This window comes from Streptomyces sp. NPDC007905, assembly GCF_042959345.1.
Lineage (GTDB): Bacteria > Actinomycetota > Actinomycetes > Streptomycetales > Streptomycetaceae > Streptomyces.
Map to the genome: position 1 here is coordinate 356,336 of NZ_JBIBKS010000001.1, position 17,320 is coordinate 373,655.

Here is a 17,320-nt window from a genome sequence, read left to right on the forward strand (position 1 = left end):
CGGTCCCGTCGAACAGCCCCGCACCAGTAGCCGTTCACCATCTGGTCCGGTCCCGTCGAACAGCCCCGCACCAGTAGCCGTTCACCATCTGGTCCGGTCCCGTCGAACAGCCCCGCACCAGTAGCCGTTCACCATCTGGTCCGAGTCGGTCGCGCGGCCCCCCGACGGTAGCCGTTCCCAGGCTGGTCCGGTCGCCTCACCGGCGCCCGCGGGCGCTCGGCAGCACGGTCGGGGCGAGGACCGACGGGGCCGCGTAGAGGCGGGCGGAGCCGAGGGCCGCGAGGCGTGGCTCACCGCGCGCTGTTGAGGCGTTACCGGCGAGCGTGCCATGGGTGACTGGTGCCATGGGTGACTGGTGCCACGGAGCACTGACCATCCCCCCGGCACCGGGTGCTCAGGCGTCGCCGGCGACCAGCGCGTGCAGATGCAGATCGTGCCAGCCGTCCGCGTGCAGCAGGGCGCTGCGCAGGGTCCCCTCGAACGCGTAGCCGACCTTCTCCGGCACCCGGCAGGACGCCGGATTGGCGACCGAGTGGCACAGGGTCAGGGGGTGCAGGCCGAGGTCGTCCAGGGCCCATCGGCTCAGGCGCCGGGTGGCCTCGACGGCGGTGCCGCCTCCGCGCGCCTCGGGCAGCACCCAGTAAACGACCTCGGCCCAGCCGCCCGCGAGGTCGACGTCGTTGAGTCCCGCGAGCCCGACGGCCGCGCCGCCGAGCGGGGCGATGGCCCAGATGGCAGCGGTCTCGGCCCGTCGGCGCTGGTGCAGGCGCTCGATCCGGCCGCGGGCCTCCTCGCGGCTGCCGACGCAGAAGAGGTTCCACCGGCTGATCGCCGGGTCCTGCCCCGCGGTGAGCAGGGTGTCGGCGTCGGCCTCGTCCAGGCGCCAGGGTCGCAGTTCCAGGCCGCCGGGCAGCGCGAGTACGGGCTGGCTCTCGTCGGCGAGGCGGCCTTCGGGTACGACGGCGGGTATGCGGGAACCGGAGATTCATCGCGGCAGCGTGCCACAGGCACGCTGACGCTGGGGCAGGCGGTGCAGGGTGAGGTCGGTGAGCGCGCCGTCGGCGAGGGTCGCCGTCAGGTAGGTGCAGTGCGGCTGGCGGCGGCGGTCGGTCGGGGAGCCGGGGTTGAGCAGCCGCAGCCCGCCGGGGGCGACGGTGTCCCAGGGGATGTGGCTGTGCCCGAAGACCAGCACGTCCAGGTCGGGGAAGCGGGCGGCGCAGCGGGCCTCACGGCCCTGCGCGGCGCCGGTCTCGTGCACCACGCCGAAGAGCAGGCCGCCCAGTTCGGCGTACGCCACCTCGGGGAGCCGGGCACGCAACTCGGGGCCGTCGTTGTTGCCGTACACACCGATGAGCCGGCGGCTGCGGCTCTCCAGCAGGTCGAGGGTGGCGGTGTCGACCCAGTCGCCGGCGTGGAAGACGACGTCCGCGTGCGGGAGTTCGGCGAGCAAGGGGTCCGGGAGCCGCTTGGCGCGCTTCGGCAGGTGGGTGTCGGACATGATGAGCAGTCGCACACCGCCAGCCTAGGGACTTCAGGAGGCCAGCCGGCGGATTCCGCGCACGGCGCCCAGTACGGCGACGCCCGCGCCGAGGGCCGTGGCGGCCGGGTGCCGTACCAGGGTCTCCAGCCAGGAGCGGGCGTGGGCGCTGTCGTCGAAGGAGCCGTGCGCGCCCTGGTCCTCGGCAGGCTCCCGGTCGGCCGGTTCGAAGAGGTTGCCGACGCCGGTGGGCGGGATCCGGTCGGTCTGCTGGGAGTCGAAGCCGGTGCGTGCCAGGTAGCGGTCGAGCAGGGCCGGCGCCAGCCGGTTGGCCCAGATGGTGGCCACGGTGGTCGCGCCTATGTAGTACTGCTTGCGGCGCGGGTGGTCGGCCGCGTACGCCACGCCGCGTGCGGCGACCTCCGGCTGGTAGATCGGCGGCACCGGCATCGGGTGCTTGGACAGCCGGGAGCGGACCCAGTCGAACTGGGGTGTGTTGACCGCCGGCATCTGGGCGACGGTGACGTGCACGTTGCTGCCGCGGTGCAGCAGTTCGACGCGGAGGGCGGAGGTGAATCCGTTGATGGCGTGCTTGGCGCCGCAGTACGCCGACTGCAGCGGGATCGACCGCTCGCCGAGCGCGGAGCCGACCTGCACGATGGTGCCCCGGTCGCGGGGCAGCATGCGCCTGAGCGCCGCGCGGGTGCCGTTGACGAAGCCGAGGTAGGTCACGTCCGTGATCCGCTTGTACTCCTCGGCACCGATCTCGTCGAACGGTGCGAACACGCTGGAGAAGGCGCAGTTGATCCACAGGTCGATCGGGCCGAACTCCTTCTCCGCTGCCTCGGCCACGGCCTCCATCTGTGCCGGGTCGGCCACGTCGGCGGTCTGGACGAGCGGGCGTCCGCCGAGCGCCGCGACCTCGTCGGCCGCCGACTCCAGTCCGCCCCTGCCGCGGGCGACCAGCACGACGTCGGCGCCGCGTCGGCCGTAGAGGCGGGCGGTGGCACGACCGATGCCGGCGCTGGCGCCGGTGATGACGACGGTGGGGGGCATGGTCCTCTTCTCCCTTCGCGCGACTCTCGCACGATTCGCGTTGCTCACGGTGATGCTCACTCCACGCGGTACGGCCGCGCCCGCTCCTCTGCCAGGGTGAGGCCGAGTCCCGGCGCGCCGTCGGCGCCCGGCGTGATGCTGCCGCCGCCGGGAGCGAGGACGCCGTCGAAGAGGAGCCGTTCGATGCGGACGTGGTCGTGGAACCACTCCAGATGGCGCAGGTTGGGGACGGCGGCGGCGACATGGGCGTGCGCGTGGGGTGCGCAGTGGCCGGAGACGTCGGTGCCGCGCGCGTGGGCGAGGGCGGCCGCGCGCAGCCAGACGGTGATGCCTCCGCACCGGGTGACGTCCACCTGGAGGCAGTCGACGGCGCCGGCGGCCAGCATGTGCTCGAAGTACGGCAGCGTGTAGCCGTACTCGCCGGCCGTGACGTCCATCGGGACGCGGCAGCGGATGTCCGCGAGCAGGGTGGGGTGGTCGGAGGAGACCGGTTCCTCGAACCAGGTCACGCCCTCGTCCGCGAGCGCGTGCGCGACCCGTACGGCCTGCCCGCCGGTGTAGCCGCCGTTGGCGTCCACGTACAGCTCGACCGCGTCACCGACGCTCGCCCGGGCGCGTGCGACACGTTCGAGGTCACGGGCCTCGCGGGCGCCCCACGACTCCCCGATCTTGATCTTGACGCGGGGGATGCCCTCGTCCTCGGCCCAGCCGCGCAGCTGGCGGTCCTGGCGGTCGGCGTCATAGGTGGTGAAGCCTCCGCTGCCGTAAACGGGCACGTCGTCCCGGGCGGCGCCGAGCAGGTCGACGAGGGGCAGGCCGAGGAGGCGGGCCTTCAGGTCCCACAGGGCGATGTCGACGGCGGCCACGGCCTGGGCGGCCACGCCCGGCAGTCCGGCGTTGCGCACGGCCCGGCACATGGCCTCGTTGGCACGCGGTACGTCGTGGGCGGGCGTCCCGGTGACGGTACCGGCGAGAAGTTCGCGGACGAGGTGGGCGGTGGCCGCGGGCGCGTAGGTGTACCCGAGCCCCGTGGTGACACCGCAGCGGACGGTGACCAGGACCAGCGTGGTGCTGTCCCAGGCGAGGGTGCCGTCGGCCTCGGGGGCGTCGGTGGGCACGGTGTACACGGCGGTGTCCACCGCTTCGCCGGTCGGCCGGTCGCTCATGGTCACCTCCTCAGGTACGGCGCCGCAGCCGCAGGGCGGCCCCGGTGCCGGCCGCCGCGGTGACGGCCGCGGCGACGGCGGTCGTCGCCCACCGGGCGGTACGGGACGGCTCGGGCGGACGCACGGCCAGACGTTCGGGGTGGCTGCTGGGCAGATTGCCGTCGAGCGCGAGGGCCAGGGCCTCGGCGAGGTGCAGGGCGCGGCGGCCGGTACCGCCTTGCTCGATCTGGGTGCGGCAGCTGAAGCCGTCGGCGAGGACCAGGCTGCCCGGCGCGGTGTCGCGGACGGCTGGCAGGACGCCCAGCTCGGCGACGGCCATGGAGACCTCGTGGTGGCCGCGTTCGAAGCCGAAGTTTCCGGCCAGGCCGCAGCAGCCCTCGTCGAGGACGTCGGCGTCCAGGTGGGCGCGGCGCATCAGTTCGCGGTCGGCGTCGGACTTCATGACGGCGTGCTGGTGGCAGTGGGTCTGCACGGTCGCTCGCCGGGCGAGCTGCGGCGGGCGCCAGCCGTCGGGCGCGTGGTGGACGAGCTGCTCGGCGAAGGTGCGGACCTGTCCGGCCAGCCGCTGCACGTCCTGGTCGGCGGGGAGCAGCTCGGGGGCGTCGGAGCGGAAGACGGCGGTGCAGGAGGGTTCGAGGCCGATGACGGGGGTGCCCGCCTCCAGGTAGGGGCGCAGCGCCCCGAGGGTGCGGTGCAGCACCTTCTTGGCGACGGTCAGCTGGCCGGTGGAGATCCAGGTCAGGCCGCAGCACACCGGCTCGGTGGGGACGGCGACCCGGAAGCCGGCGTCCTCCAGGACGCGTACCGCCGAGATCGCGATCGAGGGGTGGAAGTAGGTGCTGAAGGTGTCGGGCCACAGCAGCACGGTGCGCGGGTCGGCCGGGTCGGGCTCCTCGCTGTCGCGGGCCCGCCACCACTGCAGGAAGGACTGCTCGGCGAACACCGGTGCCGTGCGTGCCTCGGCGATGCCGGCCAGCCGCTTGCCCGCGCGGGCCAGACCGGGGGCGTGCAGCGCGGTGTTGACCAGGGCCGGGGAGACGCGGGACAGCCGCGCCCACACCGGGAGCCAGCCCATCGAGTAGTGGGCGGCGGGGCGCATCCGGCCCTCGTAGTGGTGGGAGAGGAACTCCGCCTTGAGGGTCGCCATGTCGACACCGGTCGGGCAGTCCGACTTGCAGCCCTTGCAGGCCAGGCACAGATCGAGTGCGTCGTGGACCTCGGTGGAGCGCCAGCCGTCCTTGATCGCCGAGTCGGCGTGTCCGTCGAGCATCTCGAACAGCAGCCGGGCGCGGCCGCGGGTGGAATGCTCCTCCTCCTTGGTGGCCCGGTAAGAGGGGCACATCACGCCGCCGGAGTGGCCGCGGCAGTTGCCGACGCCGACGCAGCGCATCACCGCGCGGTTGAAGGAGTGCTCGTCCTCAGGGAACTGGAAGTGGGTGGCGGGCGTCGCGGGGCGCCAGGAGGGGCCGAGGCGCAGTTGGCCGTCGAAGGGGTTGGGGTGGACGACCTTCCCGGGGTTCATCCTGTTGTTCGGGTCGAACAGGGCCTTCAGCTCGCCGAAGGCGGTCACGAGCCGCTCGCCGAACATCCGGGTGAGCAGCTCGCCCCTCGCCTGGCCGTCGCCGTGCTCGCCCGACAGGGAGCCGCCGTAGGAGGCCACGAGGTCGGCCGCGCGTTCCAGGAAGCGGCGGAAGTCGGCGACGCCCTCGGCGGTCTGCAGCCCGAACGGGATACGGGTGTGGACGCAGCCCTGCCCGAAGTGGCCGTACAGGGACGGGTGGTCGTAGTCGAACTCCTCGAAGAGCTTCTTCAGGTCCCGCAGGTAGTCCCCGAGCCGCTCCGGCGGGACGGCGGAGTCCTCCCAGCCCTCCCAGGTCTCCCGGTCGTCCGGCGGGCGGGCGGTGACGCCGAGTCCGGCCTCGCGGGCCTTGAGCATCTTCTGCTCGCGCTCGGGGTCGTCGGAGAAGGCGACGTTCGCGTCCTTCTCGGCGCGGCCGACGGCGCGCAGCAGCGCGTGTGCCTGCTCTTCGACGTCCTCCTGGCTGTCAGCGCTGTACTGCACCATCAGCCAGCTGTCCCCCTCGGGAAGGTTGTTGAGGGAGTCGAGGTAGGCGCCCTCCTCGCGCATCAGCTGGGCCATGCGCCCGTCCAGGGCCTCCAGCTGGGAGGGTGAGCAGTGCTCCAGCAGGTGCGGTACGTCGTCGGCGGCGGCGCAGATGTCGTCGTAGCCGAGGACCAGCAGGGACTGGTACGCCGGCACGGGGACGAGGTCGAGTTCGGCCCGCAGGACGGTCACCAGGGTGCCCTCGCTGCCGACCAGCGCCCTGGCCACGTCGAAGCCGTTCTCGGGCAGCAGGGAGTCGAGGTTGTAGCCGGAGACGCGGCGCGGGATCTTCGGGTAGCCGCGGCGGATGTCCGCCAGGTACACGGTGGCGATGCGGTCCAGGCCGGCGTAGATCTCGGCGAGCCGGCCGCCCGCGGCGGCGATCCGGGCACGCTCGTCGGGCGGCGTGGGACCCACCCAGGCACGCTGGCCGTCGTAGGTGAGGATCTCCAGGCGACGCACGTTGTCGACGGTCTTGCCGTAGGCCTGGGCCGAGGCGCCGCAGGAGTTGTTGCCGATCATGCCGCCCAGGGCACAGTGACTGTGGGTGGACGGCTTCGGCCCGAACTGCAGCTTGTGCACTGCCAGTTGGCGGTTGAGTTCGTCCAGGACGATGCCCGGCTCGACCACGCAGGTGCGCCGGTCGGGGTCCACGGACAGCAGGGTGTGGCAGTACTTGGTCCAGTCGATCACCACGGCCGTATTGGTCGACTGCCCGGCGAGGCTGGTGCCGCCGCCCCGGGACAGGACCGGGGCGGCGAAGCGGGCGCACACCGACACCGCCCGGGCGCCCGCCTCCACCGTGCGGGGTACGACGACGCCGAGCGGGACCTGACGGTAGTTCGAGCCGTCCGTGGCGTAGGCGCCGCGGCTGCCCGCGTCGAAGCGGATCTCGCCGTCCACTTCGGCGCGAAGGGCCGCCTCCAGGCCGGACGTGTCCGGAGAGGTCATTCCGCGCTCCCTGAGATCACCGACGAGCTGCGCTGGCTGCGGCGAGCCGGGTACCCGGGAACTGTCCAGGCAAAACTGAACAGGTAAACTCAGCAGCCTGGGCTGGACAGTTTGGGCTGACGGTCCTAGGCTGACGGCATGGTGCACATCTCCGACTCCGCGGTCCACGCGGCGCGTGACCTGCGCGTGGTGTTCAGCCGGCTGCGGCGCCGTATCCGGGAGGTCGCGCAGGACTCCGACCTGACCCCGTCGCAGGAGTCGGCGCTCTCCCTGGTCGGCAAGCACGGCGCGGCCACGGCCAGCGCCCTGGCCGCGGCGGAGGGCGTGCGGCCGCAGTCCATGGCGGCCACGCTGGCCGCCCTGGAGCAGCACGGGTTGATCCGGCGCGCCCCCGACCCCGACGACGGCCGCCGCCAGCTGGTCACCCTCACCGAGACCGGCCGGGCCCGCGTCGAGGGCAACAGGCAGTTGCGCGAGGAGTGGCTGGCCCGCGCCTTCGAGGACCGCTACACCGAGGAGGAGCGGCAGACGGTCCTGAAGGCGCTGGAGCTGATGGAACGGCTCTCCCGGCCGTGATACCGAGGCTCACCCGGCGCACCGCACGCACCGTACGCCTTGCCGAGCCGCTCGTGGACTCCGTGCCGCAGCTCGCCCGCAGCGCCGTCCTGCTCCTGGTCGGTGGGGACAGCCCGCTGTGGCTGCTCCTCGCGGTCGCTGCTCTCCTCGGCACCCCGCGGTGCCTCATCGGCCTTGCCGCGCGGAACGCCCTGTACCGCCGGGCCCACCCCGAGCGGATCGCCTCGGCGCCCGGGCTGCCACGGACCTTCATGTGCCTCCGCGCGCACAGTGCCTCCGCCGCCACCGCGGCGTTCCGTCCGCACCGCGCGGGCACGGCCGGGCTGCACGGCCCGGCCGCGTTCATGCTCGCCGACTCGGACCCGGCCCCTTCATGCTCGCCGGCTCGCTTCTGCCGGCGTTGACCCTCCCCGACCGTTCACTCGGCCGGCCCACCTCTCGAAAGGCCTGACCGACCCATGTCGCTCACCACCCTCGACCCCCGTACCGCCCTCGTCGCGATCGACCTGCAGAACGGCATCGTAGGCATGCCCACCGAGCCGCACGCCGCGGCCGACGTCGTGGCCCGCACGGCCGAACTCGCGGCGGCCTTCCGGGCCCACGGCCTGCCCGTGGTCCTGGTCCGGGTCTCCTTCGCGCCCGACTGGGCCGACGCCGTCCCCGGCCGGACCGAGCGCCAGGCACGCGGTCTCGCCTTCCCGGACGGCTGGGACGTCCTCGTCGACGAGCTGTCCGGCCACCCCGGCGACATCCGCGTCACCAAGCACAACTGGAGCGCCTTCCACGGCACCGACCTGGATGTCCAGCTGCGCCGCCGCGGCATCACCCAGATCGTGCTGACCGGCATCGCCACCAGCATCGGCGTCGAGTCCACCGCCCGCGACGCCTACGCCCACGGCTACCACGTCACCCTCGCCACGGACGCCATGGCCGACAGCGACCCCGAAGCGCACCGGGGCAGCGTCGAGCGGATCTTCCCGCGGCTCGGCGAGAGCGGCACGACGGCGGAGATCCTGGAGCTGCTGGCCAAGACGCACAACTGACCGGCCGGTCCGGCCCCTTGTGCGTGCGGGCGCTCGCCCGCACAAGGGGCCGCGTTAACATTCGGCCACGCGCACCGTGCCGCCCAGGCCACGGAATGCGAACCAAGGGGGCTTGGAAGCCGGATGCCGGTCAAGGTCAGCGTCGTCGTACCCGTGTACAACCCCGGCCCGTACATCGAGGACTGCGTCGCCTCGCTGCTGCGGCAGTCGCTGCCCCCCGACGAGTTCGAAGTGATCTTCGTGGACGACGGCTCCACCGATGCCACCCCGGCCCGGCTGGACGCTCTCGCCGCCGAGCACCCGCACCTCAGCGTCATCCACCAGGAGAACTCCGGCTGGTCCGGCACGCCCCGCAACGTGGGCATCGAGGCCTCCCGGGGCGAGTTCGTGATGTTCGTCGACAACGACGACCACCTCGGCGACGAGGCCCTGGAGCGGATGTACGAGTACGGGGTCGCGCACAAGGCCGACGTGATCGTCGGGAAGATGGCCGGGAAGGGCCGCCCGGTGCCGGTGGAGCTGTTCCGCAGCAACCACCCGCACGCCACGGTGGACAACACCCCGCTGATCGACAGCCTCACCCCGCACAAGATGATCCGGCGCTCCTTCCTGGACCGCACCGGACTGCGCTTCCCCGAGGGCCGGCGGCGCCTGGAGGACCACGTCTTCATCGCCGAGGCCTATCTGCGCGCGGACAACGTGTCGGTGCTCAGCGACTACGTCTGCTACTACCACGTCAAACGCGAGGACGCCTCCAACGCCGGCTTCCAGCGCTTCGAACCGGTCGGCTACTTCAAGAACCTCCGCGAGGCCCTCGACGTCGTCGAGCGGTACACCGAGCCGGGCCCCCTGCGCGACCGGCTGCTGCGCCGCTGGCTGCGGGTGGAGATGGTCGAGCGGATGAGCGGGCGCCGGCTGCTGGCCATGCCGGACGACTACCGGCGTGAACTGTTCCGGGAGATGCACGCGGTCGTCGTGGAGCGCTTCGGCCCCGGCGTCGCCCCCGGGCTGCGGCCGGACCAGCGGATCGTCGCCGCGCTGATCCGGCAGGACCGGTACGACGACCTGGTCGCCTACGCCGAATGGGAGACCGGCGTGCGGCCCAAGGCCGCGCCGGCGGACGTCGAGTGGCACGAAGGGGCGCTGCGCGTCCACTTCACCGCCGAGTACCACGGCGCCGACGGCGCCCTGACCGTGGACCCGGACGGGCCCCGTCCCCCGGCCGACGGCGCGCCCGCCGACCTGGCCGAGGCGGCGGCCCGGCTGGCCGCGGCGGCCGCAGACGGCTTCGACCACGCGACCGCCGATCTGGTCCTGCGCGACCGGGAGACCGCCGCCTCCTTCTTCCAGCGGGTGGAGGTCACCCGCGAACGGCTCCCGGCCGGGGACGGGCGCACCCGGCTGGTGCTGCACGGTACGGCCACCGTCGACCCCGTCACCGCGGCGGGCGGCGGACCGCTGTACGGCGGACTGTGGGACGCCTGCGTCCGGGTCTCGCTCGGCGGCTGGACCAAGGAATGCCGTCTGGGACCCGCCCCCGCGCAGGGACCCGCGCTGCCGCCGGCCGGCATCTTCGCCGGCCGGGTGGTGCTGCCGTACTGGACGAAGCAGTACCTCAACCTCTCCCTGGACGTGGACCGGGCTGTCAGGTCGCTCGGCCTGCACCGGCTCACCGCGGCGGACGCGACGGTGTCCGACGCCGAGGTGCTGACCGTCGCGCTGCCGCTGTACGTCCCGGACACCGCCCGGGTCACGGTCCGGCTGACCGACACGGCTTCGGGCCGGACGCACGACCTGACGGCCGTGCTGACACCCGTCGACGGCGCCCACTCGCTGCTGGAGGCCGGGCTGCCGTCGCACGAGCTGCGGAACACCACATGGCGGACGCAAGTGCGCCAGGCCGACGGCCGGTTCCTCGGGCTGCCGTTGCTGCTGAAGGTCGGCCGCACCCCTGGTGCCGTCGAGGTGACCCGCACCCCGGCGCCCGGACCGCTGCGGCGGGTGGTGCGCGGGGCGCGCCGCGTGCTGGGCGCCGTACTGGGCAAGACGACGACACGAAAGGCCTGACCGCATGCGGCAGTTGGAGATGGCGGACGCCTGGGTGCTGGAGCCCAAGGTGTTCCCGGACGAACGGGGCAGCTTTCACGAGTGGTACCGGGGCGAGGAGTTCCGCGAGGCCACCGGGTACGACATCGGGCTCGCCCAGGCCAACTGCTCGGTCTCCCGGCGGGGAGTAGTGCGCGGCATCCACTTCGCCGACGTACCGCCCGGGCAGGCCAAGTACGTCACCTGTGTGCGCGGTGCCGTCCTGGACGTGGTGGTGGACATCCGGGTCGGCTCACCCACCTTCGGCCGGTGGGAGGCCGTACGCCTCGACGACGACACCCGGCACGCCGTGTTCCTCGCGGCGGGCCTCGGGCACGCCTTCATGGCGCTGACCGACGACGCCACCGTGGTGTACCTGTGCTCGACCGGGTACGCGCCCCGGCGCGAGCACGGGGTGCACCCCCTCGATCCCGGCCTGGCCATCGCATGGCCGCAGGACATCGAGCCGGTACTGTCGGCGAAGGACGCCGAGGCGCCCACGTTCGCCGAGGCGGAGCGGTCCGGGCTGCTGCCGAGCTACGCGGACTGCTCCGCCCACTACGAGCGGCTGCGCGGCCGGTAAGGCCGCGGGGTTCAGCGGCTGACGCCGTACGAGGACACCGCGCGCCGCAGCGGTTCCCAGCCACGCGAGCGCCCGGTGCCCCGGTTGCGGGCCGCGACCAGCGGCTTCCAGAAGCCGGCGCCGAGGAACTCCTCGGGCGCGATGGCGGTGGTGCGCTCCAGGACGGACTCGGGGACCTTCTGCGGGTCGGGGACCTCGAACTCCGCGATGATCTCGTCGTACTTGTCCTTGAGGACGGTGCTCCCCGGGTCGGCGCCGAACACCACCAGCTGGCCGGTGGGCGCGGTGTCGACCAGGACCGTCACCAGGTCGGGGCGGTACCGGTCGAGGATCTCGACCAGCTTGTAGACGTCACCGGTCCAGGCGTTGGTGTGCCGGTCACGGGCGGCCTCGTCGACGTTGCGCGGGAGCATGTCGTCGAAGACGACCACACTCGCCCAGTCCGAGTGCTTCTCGATGTTGATGAAGTCCCGCAGCGCGTACTCGAACAGGTGCATGCCGTCGATGAACGACAGGTCCAGCGTGGTGCGCCTGAAGTACCCGAACGGGCTGCGGTTGCGGGCCAGGTTGCGCAGGGGGTGGCGGCCGCCCCTGAGGTGCGCGAGGGGATTGTCACGGGCGAAGAAGTCGTCACTGGTCGCCTTCGCCAGATGCACGTCGCAGCGGATCTCCGTGACCACCTTGAACGCCGGGTCGATCGCGATGCTCGGCACCCGGGACAGCGTCAGGCTGCGGCCGTCGTTGACGCCGATCTCCAGGTAGTTGCGGTTCGCGGTGACCTTGTGGAGCTCCCGCAGGAACTCGTGCCGTTTCACTGGGACATCTCCTTGCGGATGTGAGGCAGGGCTTCGTACAGGTCGGAGCGCCAGTCCCCCCAGGTTCCGGACCCGCCACACACGCGCCACCGGGCGTGCCCGAGGGCGCTGCAGGCGGGTCGGGGCGCGGGCCGGGGGAAGGACCGGCTGCCGGTGCGGACGGTGTCGTGGCCGAGCATCCCGCCCGTGCCGGTGACCAGCCGCCTCATCGGGCGCTCCGCTGCTTCAGCGGCTCCCACCAGGCGCGGTTGTCCCGGTACCAGGCGACCGTCTCGGGGAGCCCGCTGGTGAAGTCGCGCTGCGGGCGGTAGCCGAGTTCGTCGCGGGCCTTGCTCCAGTCCACCGAGCAGCGCAGGTCGTGGCCCTTGCGGTCGGGGACGTACTCGACCCGGTCCCAGTCGGCGCCGCACGCCCCGAGGAGCAGCCCGGTCAGTTCCCTGTTGCTCAGCTCCGTGCCGCCCCCGATGTTGTACACCTCACCGGGCCGGCCCTTGGTGCGCACCAGGTCGATGCCCCGGCAGTGATCCAGTCCGGAGCACAGCACGGGTTTGTCGGCCACCGGCACCAGCTGTCTCGCCGATGTGTGCGTGATCGGACGCGGTCGGGTACCGGCCCTGCCGGAGAGCACCAGAGCCTTCATTGGCCATACCCTAACGGCGATTGTCCGGATCGGACCTTTGTTTGTCCTACTGGCTTGCTACGCCGTGTGGCTCTGGTGCCGCTACGGGTTCACCGGTCGGTGTTCCGCTGCCACGGGGTGCGCTGATTCGGGCCCATAGCGCTGTGCGTCTCCCCGCCGTTCAGTCCTCGCCCCGGACGATGTTGTCCTCGGCCACTGTTCCCGGCTTCGGAGCGGTGGTGCGCTCCACCACGGCCGCCAGGCAGGTACGCATGCCCTTGCCCCGTCGGCGCCGGGCCTTGGACCAGCCGGTCTCGGCGTAGGGAAGTGTGCTTTTCTCACCGGTGTGCGCGGTCACGGCACTTCATCTTCCTTCTGTTTCCTGCTGCTCCTGCTCGTTCCTTCTTGCTCCCGTGCCGGTCCGGCGAAGCCGCCCCGAGCCCGGCCCGTCGCGCGGGGGTGTGCCGCCCGGGTCCCCGCGCCACGGAGCACGCAAACCCGGGCGTGCTGCACCGTCTCAGGTCCGGCCGCCGCCACCGCCGCCGAAGGACCCACTGGATCCGGACGACCAGCGCGGCCGCCGCTGGTCCTCGGCGCGCCTGGTTCCGGCGTTCCCGAGCTGATGGGGGGTGAGCCGCTCGCTCTCGTCCGCGGCGCGGGGCACCTCGTCCGGTTCCCGCATCTCCTGAGTCTCCCGCACCGGCCCGGACGGCGGGGGCTTCGGCTGCTCGTCGGGCCGGGGCGGGGCCGGTTCACGCCGGCGCACCCTCATGCCCAGCCGGACGGCCCACACCAGCCCGGCGGTGATGGCGACGCCGGCGACGAGGATGAGGACGTACCCGAACACCTGACCGCCCGCGGCTGCTTCGTACGTGGCTGCGTTCATTCCCGCCGGGTACCCGAGGGTGCCCGCCGGATGCCTGTTCGGGGGCGCTTCAGCCGATCGGCGTAGTGGGCGGCGGACGCGACCGGGGGCGTACAGGGCGTGGCGCGGGCGGGCCTCCGGCCCCCGGGAGTAGCGTCGACGGCGATGACCGAGTCACCGGAAATGTCAGAGATCAGGGAGATCACCGCACGGTACACGGCCCCCGCCCAGCGGCCCGGCCGGGCCTTGCTGCGCTGGGCCTCCACGGCCGACCACAAGGTGATCGGCCGCCTCTACATGGTCACGGCGTTCTGCTTCTTCCTGGTGGCGGGGCTGCTCGCGCTCGGCATGCGCGCCGAACTGGCCCGGCCGGGCCTGCAGTTCCTCAGCGAGCAGGGCTACAACCAGTTCTTCACGATCCACGGCACCATCATGATGCTGCTGTTCGCGACGCCGATGTTCGCCGGGTTCGCCAACGCCATCATGCCGCTGCAGATCGGCGCCCCCGACCTGGCCTTCCCGCGGCTCAACGCGATGTCGTACTGGATGTACCTCTTCGGTGGGCTGATGGTGGTCTCCGGCTTCCTGGTGCCCGGCGGGGCGGCGGCGTTCGGCTGGTTCGCCTACGCGCCGCTGAACAGCGCCTACTTCTCCCCCGGCGCCGGTGGTGACCTGTGGGCGATGGGACTGGTGGTCTCGGGTGTGTCGACGACGCTCACCGCGGTGAACTTCATCGCCACGATCGTGTCCCTGCGCGCGCCGGGCATGACCATGTTCCGGATGCCGATCTTCACCTGGAACGTGCTGTTCACCTCGGTCCTCGTCCTGCCCGCCTTCCCGGTGCTCACGGCGGCACTGCTGGCGCTGGAGGCGGACCGGAAGTTCGGGGCGCACGTCTTCGACGCCTCGGACGGCGGCGCGCTGTTGTGGCAGCACCTCTTCTGGTTCTTCGGCCATCCCGAGGTGTACATCGTGGCCCTGCCGTTCTTCGGGATCATCTCGGAGATCATCCCGGTCTTCTCCCGCAAGCCGCTGTGGGGCTATCTGCCGATGATCGGGGCGACGATCGCGATCACCATGCTGTCGGCGGTGGTGTGGGCGCACCACATGTTCGCCACCGGCGCGGTGCTGCTGCCGTTCTTCTCGGTCATGTCCTTCCTGATCGCGGTGCCCACGGGCATCAAGTTCTTCGCGTGGATCGGGACGATGGTCAAGGGGTCGATCTCGTTCGAGACGCCGATGCTGTGGTCGCTGGGGTTCCTCGTGTCCTTCCTGACGGGCGGTCTGAGCGGGGTGCTGATCGCCTCCCCGCCGCTGGACTTCCATCTGACCGACTCGTACTTCATCGTGGCGCACCTGCACTACGTGCTGTTCGGCACGGTGGTGTTCGCGATGTTCGCCGGGTTCTACTTCTGGTGGCCGAAGTTCACCGGGAAGATGTTGGACGAGCGGCTCGGCAAGCTGCACTTCTGGCTGCTGTTCCCGGCGTTCCAGCTGACCTTCCTGGTGCAGCACTGGCTCGGCGAGGAAGGGATGCCCCGGCGGTACGCGGACTATCTGCCCTCGGACGGGTTCACGCTGCTCAACAGCATCTCGTCGGCGGGGGCGTTCCTGCTCGGTGTCTCCACCCTGCCGTTCCTCTGCAACGTCTGGCGCACCGCCACCAAGGCGGAGAAGGTCACCGAGGACGACCCGTGGGGATGGGGGCGTGGCCTGGAGTGGGCGACGTCCTGCCCACCGCCGCGGCACAACTTCGTGGCGCTCCCTCGGGTGCGGTCGGAGTCACCCGCCTTCGACCTGCACCACCCGGAGGTCGAGAACCCGCCCGGGGAGGTGGAAGCGCGATGAAGGCGGAAGCGATGCTGTTCGGCGGCGTGGCGCTGTTCTTCGGTGGCTCCGCCGCCCTGTACGGGGCGTGGTCGCATGACGAGACGGGCACGACCGCGCTGGTCGTCGCGTTCGGGATGGCAGCGCTGGTCGCCTTCTTCTGCCTGATCCAGTACCGGCGCCGGGGCGCACGGGCGCAGGACCGCACGGACGCGGAGGTGGCGGACGCGGCCGGGCCGGTGGCGTTCTTCCCGGACGAGAGCGTGTGGCCGATCGTCACCGCGCTGGGTTTCGCGGTGACGGCGACCGGTGTGGTCTACGGGCTGTGGCTGTTCCTCATCGGTCTGGGCGTTCTGGCTCGCGGTGTGTTCGGGATGGTGTTCCAGTACGCGTACCGGTGAGCGGCCTGCGCGGCGCTCCGGGGCGGAACGTCTCGACGGACTCGTGGTCGGTCTCGTAGCCGCCGGTGACGCTCTGACGGATCTCGCCGGTGGGCACGCCCTCGGCGAGGCGCTCACGCTCGGCCTCCGTCAGTGCCCGGCACAGCCAGCGGGTCACCAGGAAGGCGAGTACCGGCGCCGCCACGAGCGCGATGCGCAGCACCCAGGTCAGGCCGTTGACGGAGATGCGGAAGCTCTGGGCGATGACGTCATTGGCGCCGGCCAGCAGCAGCACGCCGTAGAAGACGGTGCCCGCCACCCCGAGGCCGGTGCGGACGGGACGCTCGCGCGGCCGGTCGCACAGGTGCTGCTCGTGGTGCCACTCCCCGGTCAGACGCTGCTCCACGAACGGATAGGCGTACAGCACGGCGAACAGCAGGCCGGGCAGCACGACCGCCGGAAGCAGCACGTTCCACATGAGGGTGTGCCCCGCGACGTTGGTCTCCCACGGCGGCACCAGCCGCAGCGCACCCTCCAGGAAGCCGACGTACCAGTCCGGCTGGGATCCGGTGGAGTCCACGTCCGGGCGGTAGGGGCCGTAGTTCCAGACCGGGTTGATCTGGGCGATGCCGGACAGCAGCACCAGGAGGCCGGAGACGCACAGGGACAGGCCCACGGAGGAGGCGGTGAACTGCGGGACGAGCGGCTTGCCGAGGACGTTGCGGTTGGTGCGGCCGGGGCCGCGCCACTGGGTGTGCTTGAGGTGGAACACCAGGATCAGATGCACCGTCACCAGGGCGAGGAGCGCGCCCGGAAGCAGCAGGATGTGCACCGGGTAGAGCCGGGTGATGATGTCGTGGCCCGGGTACTGACCGCCGAAGACGAAGAAGGCCACGTACGTCCCCACCACGGGCAGGGACGCCATGATGCCCTGGGCGATGCGCAGCCCGGTGCCGGAGAGCAGGTCGTCGGGGAGCGAGTACCCCGCGAAGCCCTCGGCGAGCGCGAGGACGAACAGGGTGAGCCCGATCACCCAGTTCAGCTCGCGGGGCCGGCGGAAGGCGCCGGTGAAGAAGATCCGCAGCATGTGCAGGCCGATCGCGGCGACGAAGACGAGGGCGGCCCAGTGGTGGGCCTGCCGGATCAGCAGGCCGCCGCGCACGTCGAAACTGATGTGCAGGGTGGAGTCGAAGGCGGCCGACATGAGCACGCCGCGCAGCGGCACATAGGGGCCGGCGTAGACGACCTCGCGCATCTCCGGCTGGAAGAAGAACGTCAGCCACACCCCGGTCAGGATCAGCACGAGGAGGCTGTAGAGGGCGATCTCGCCGAGCAGGAAGGACCAGTGCTCGGGGAACGCCTTGCGCAGCAGCGCGCCGCCCTCCAGCACGGGCAGCCGGGCGTCCGCCGCGTCCACGAGCCGCTCCGCGCGGCGGCCGGCTCGGCTCACGTGTCCTCCGGTGCCGCCGCCCGGGCCACCTCGGCCTCCACATCGGCGCGCGGCCGGCCCGTCTGCCTCGCGTACTCGCTGACCGCGGTCTGCACGTCCCGGGCCAGGTCCCGCCAGGCGCGCAGCGCCGTCTCGTAGGTGCCCGACTGGGCCCCGGTCATCTGCCGCCCGGCAGGCGGGCCGTACGCCTCCCGCAACTCGTCGACCATGCGCTGTGCCGCGTCGGCGGCCCGCTGCTTCTCCACCAGTTCTTCGAAGGTATGTGCCACGTCAAGGACCCTAGGCACGGTCGGCGGACGGTGCCCTCCGACCTGCCGTGCGCG

Annotated in this window: 19 protein-coding genes and 2 pseudogenes; 7 read left to right on the forward strand and 14 right to left on the reverse strand. The window is 72.0% G+C overall.

The window, feature by feature from the left end:
* Nucleotides 1–196 precede the first annotated feature (196 nt).
* From ACFZDC_RS01775 to ACFZDC_RS01800, 6 genes are read right to left on the reverse strand one after another with little or no spacing between them, the layout of a single operon-like run.
* Nucleotides 197–346, reverse strand: a complete 150-nt coding sequence (locus ACFZDC_RS01775; protein ID WP_391319375.1) for a hypothetical protein — start codon at nucleotides 344–346, stop codon at nucleotides 197–199.
* Nucleotides 347–394: 48 nt separating this feature from the next.
* Entirely contained in the window at nucleotides 395–985 is a 591-nt protein-coding gene (locus ACFZDC_RS01780) for a GNAT family N-acetyltransferase (protein WP_391319707.1), read from the reverse strand.
* On the reverse strand, nucleotides 986–1,513 hold the full coding sequence (locus ACFZDC_RS01785) for a YfcE family phosphodiesterase (RefSeq protein ID WP_391319376.1): 528 nt from the start codon (nucleotides 1,511–1,513) through the stop codon (nucleotides 986–988).
* Nucleotides 1,514–1,531: 18 nt separating this feature from the next.
* A complete protein-coding gene (locus ACFZDC_RS01790; RefSeq protein ID WP_391319377.1) occupies nucleotides 1,532–2,533 on the reverse strand; it encodes an SDR family oxidoreductase in 1,002 nt (333 codons plus the stop codon).
* Nucleotides 2,534–2,589: 56 nt separating this feature from the next.
* A complete protein-coding gene (locus ACFZDC_RS01795; protein ID WP_391319378.1) occupies nucleotides 2,590–3,699 on the reverse strand; it encodes an enolase C-terminal domain-like protein in 1,110 nt (369 codons plus the stop codon).
* A 10-nt stretch (nucleotides 3,700–3,709) separates the two neighbouring features.
* Entirely contained in the window at nucleotides 3,710–6,754 is a 3,045-nt protein-coding gene (locus ACFZDC_RS01800) for an FAD-linked oxidase C-terminal domain-containing protein (RefSeq protein ID WP_391319379.1), read from the reverse strand.
* 138 nt (nucleotides 6,755–6,892) lie between these two features.
* Between ACFZDC_RS01800 and ACFZDC_RS01805 the strand changes: the two genes are divergently transcribed.
* From ACFZDC_RS01805 to rfbC, 5 genes are all read left to right on the forward strand, one after another.
* Nucleotides 6,893–7,330, forward strand: coding sequence for a MarR family transcriptional regulator (locus ACFZDC_RS01805; RefSeq protein ID WP_391319380.1), 438 nt, complete (start codon nucleotides 6,893–6,895; stop codon nucleotides 7,328–7,330).
* Nucleotides 7,327–7,734, forward strand: coding sequence for a hypothetical protein (locus ACFZDC_RS01810; RefSeq protein ID WP_391319381.1), 408 nt, complete (start codon nucleotides 7,327–7,329; stop codon nucleotides 7,732–7,734). Before ACFZDC_RS01805 ends, ACFZDC_RS01810 begins: the two co-directional genes overlap by 4 nt.
* Before the next feature lie 54 nt (nucleotides 7,735–7,788).
* Nucleotides 7,789–8,373, forward strand: a complete 585-nt coding sequence (locus ACFZDC_RS01815; protein ID WP_391319382.1) for a hydrolase — start codon at nucleotides 7,789–7,791, stop codon at nucleotides 8,371–8,373.
* A 123-nt stretch (nucleotides 8,374–8,496) separates the two neighbouring features.
* A complete protein-coding gene (locus ACFZDC_RS01820; RefSeq protein WP_391319383.1) occupies nucleotides 8,497–10,440 on the forward strand; it encodes a glycosyltransferase in 1,944 nt (647 codons plus the stop codon).
* A 4-nt stretch (nucleotides 10,441–10,444) separates the two neighbouring features.
* On the forward strand, nucleotides 10,445–11,041 hold the full coding sequence (gene rfbC, locus ACFZDC_RS01825) for a dTDP-4-dehydrorhamnose 3,5-epimerase (RefSeq protein ID WP_391319384.1): 597 nt from the start codon (nucleotides 10,445–10,447) through the stop codon (nucleotides 11,039–11,041).
* 11 nt (nucleotides 11,042–11,052) lie between these two features.
* Here the strand turns inward: rfbC and ACFZDC_RS01830 are convergent, their stop codons facing one another.
* From ACFZDC_RS01830 to ACFZDC_RS01855, 6 genes and pseudogenes are all read right to left on the reverse strand, one after another.
* Entirely contained in the window at nucleotides 11,053–11,856 is an 804-nt protein-coding gene (locus tag ACFZDC_RS01830) for a class I SAM-dependent methyltransferase (protein ID WP_391319385.1), read from the reverse strand.
* Nucleotides 11,853–12,065, reverse strand: coding sequence for a hypothetical protein (locus tag ACFZDC_RS01835; RefSeq protein ID WP_391319386.1), 213 nt, complete (start codon nucleotides 12,063–12,065; stop codon nucleotides 11,853–11,855). Before ACFZDC_RS01835 ends, ACFZDC_RS01830 begins: the two co-directional genes overlap by 4 nt.
* Nucleotides 12,062–12,382: pseudogene (locus tag ACFZDC_RS01840) on the reverse strand (dTDP-glucose 4,6-dehydratase); the annotation flags it as partial. The pseudogene ACFZDC_RS01840 and the gene ACFZDC_RS01835, both read right to left, overlap by 4 nt.
* A pseudogene (locus ACFZDC_RS01845) lies at nucleotides 12,383–12,496 on the reverse strand (sugar phosphate nucleotidyltransferase); the annotation flags it as partial. It lies immediately after the preceding pseudogene.
* A gap of 160 nt (nucleotides 12,497–12,656) precedes the next feature.
* Entirely contained in the window at nucleotides 12,657–12,833 is a 177-nt protein-coding gene (locus ACFZDC_RS01850) for a hypothetical protein (protein WP_391319387.1), read from the reverse strand.
* A gap of 159 nt (nucleotides 12,834–12,992) precedes the next feature.
* Entirely contained in the window at nucleotides 12,993–13,361 is a 369-nt protein-coding gene (locus ACFZDC_RS01855) for a DUF6479 family protein (protein WP_391319388.1), read from the reverse strand.
* A gap of 144 nt (nucleotides 13,362–13,505) precedes the next feature.
* Between ACFZDC_RS01855 and ctaD the strand changes: the two genes are divergently transcribed.
* Both ctaD and ACFZDC_RS01865 read left to right on the forward strand, forming a co-directional pair.
* Entirely contained in the window at nucleotides 13,506–15,188 is a 1,683-nt protein-coding gene (ctaD, locus tag ACFZDC_RS01860) for a cytochrome c oxidase subunit I (protein WP_391319389.1), read from the forward strand.
* On the forward strand, nucleotides 15,185–15,568 hold the full coding sequence (locus ACFZDC_RS01865; RefSeq protein ID WP_391319390.1) for a cytochrome c oxidase subunit 4: 384 nt from the start codon (nucleotides 15,185–15,187) through the stop codon (nucleotides 15,566–15,568). Before ctaD ends, ACFZDC_RS01865 begins: the two co-directional genes overlap by 4 nt.
* Here ACFZDC_RS01865 and ACFZDC_RS01870 read toward each other — a convergent pair.
* Together ACFZDC_RS01870 and ACFZDC_RS01875 are read right to left on the reverse strand one after the other, a co-directional pair.
* Entirely contained in the window at nucleotides 15,504–16,997 is a 1,494-nt protein-coding gene (locus ACFZDC_RS01870) for a cytochrome b N-terminal domain-containing protein (protein ID WP_391319391.1), read from the reverse strand. The two genes, ACFZDC_RS01865 and ACFZDC_RS01870, sit on opposite strands and share 65 nt — an antisense overlap.
* Nucleotides 16,994–17,266, reverse strand: a complete 273-nt coding sequence (locus tag ACFZDC_RS01875; protein WP_391319392.1) for a hypothetical protein — start codon at nucleotides 17,264–17,266, stop codon at nucleotides 16,994–16,996. The genes ACFZDC_RS01870 and ACFZDC_RS01875 overlap by 4 nt, the downstream gene beginning before the upstream one ends.
* Nucleotides 17,267–17,320 lie beyond the last annotated feature (54 nt).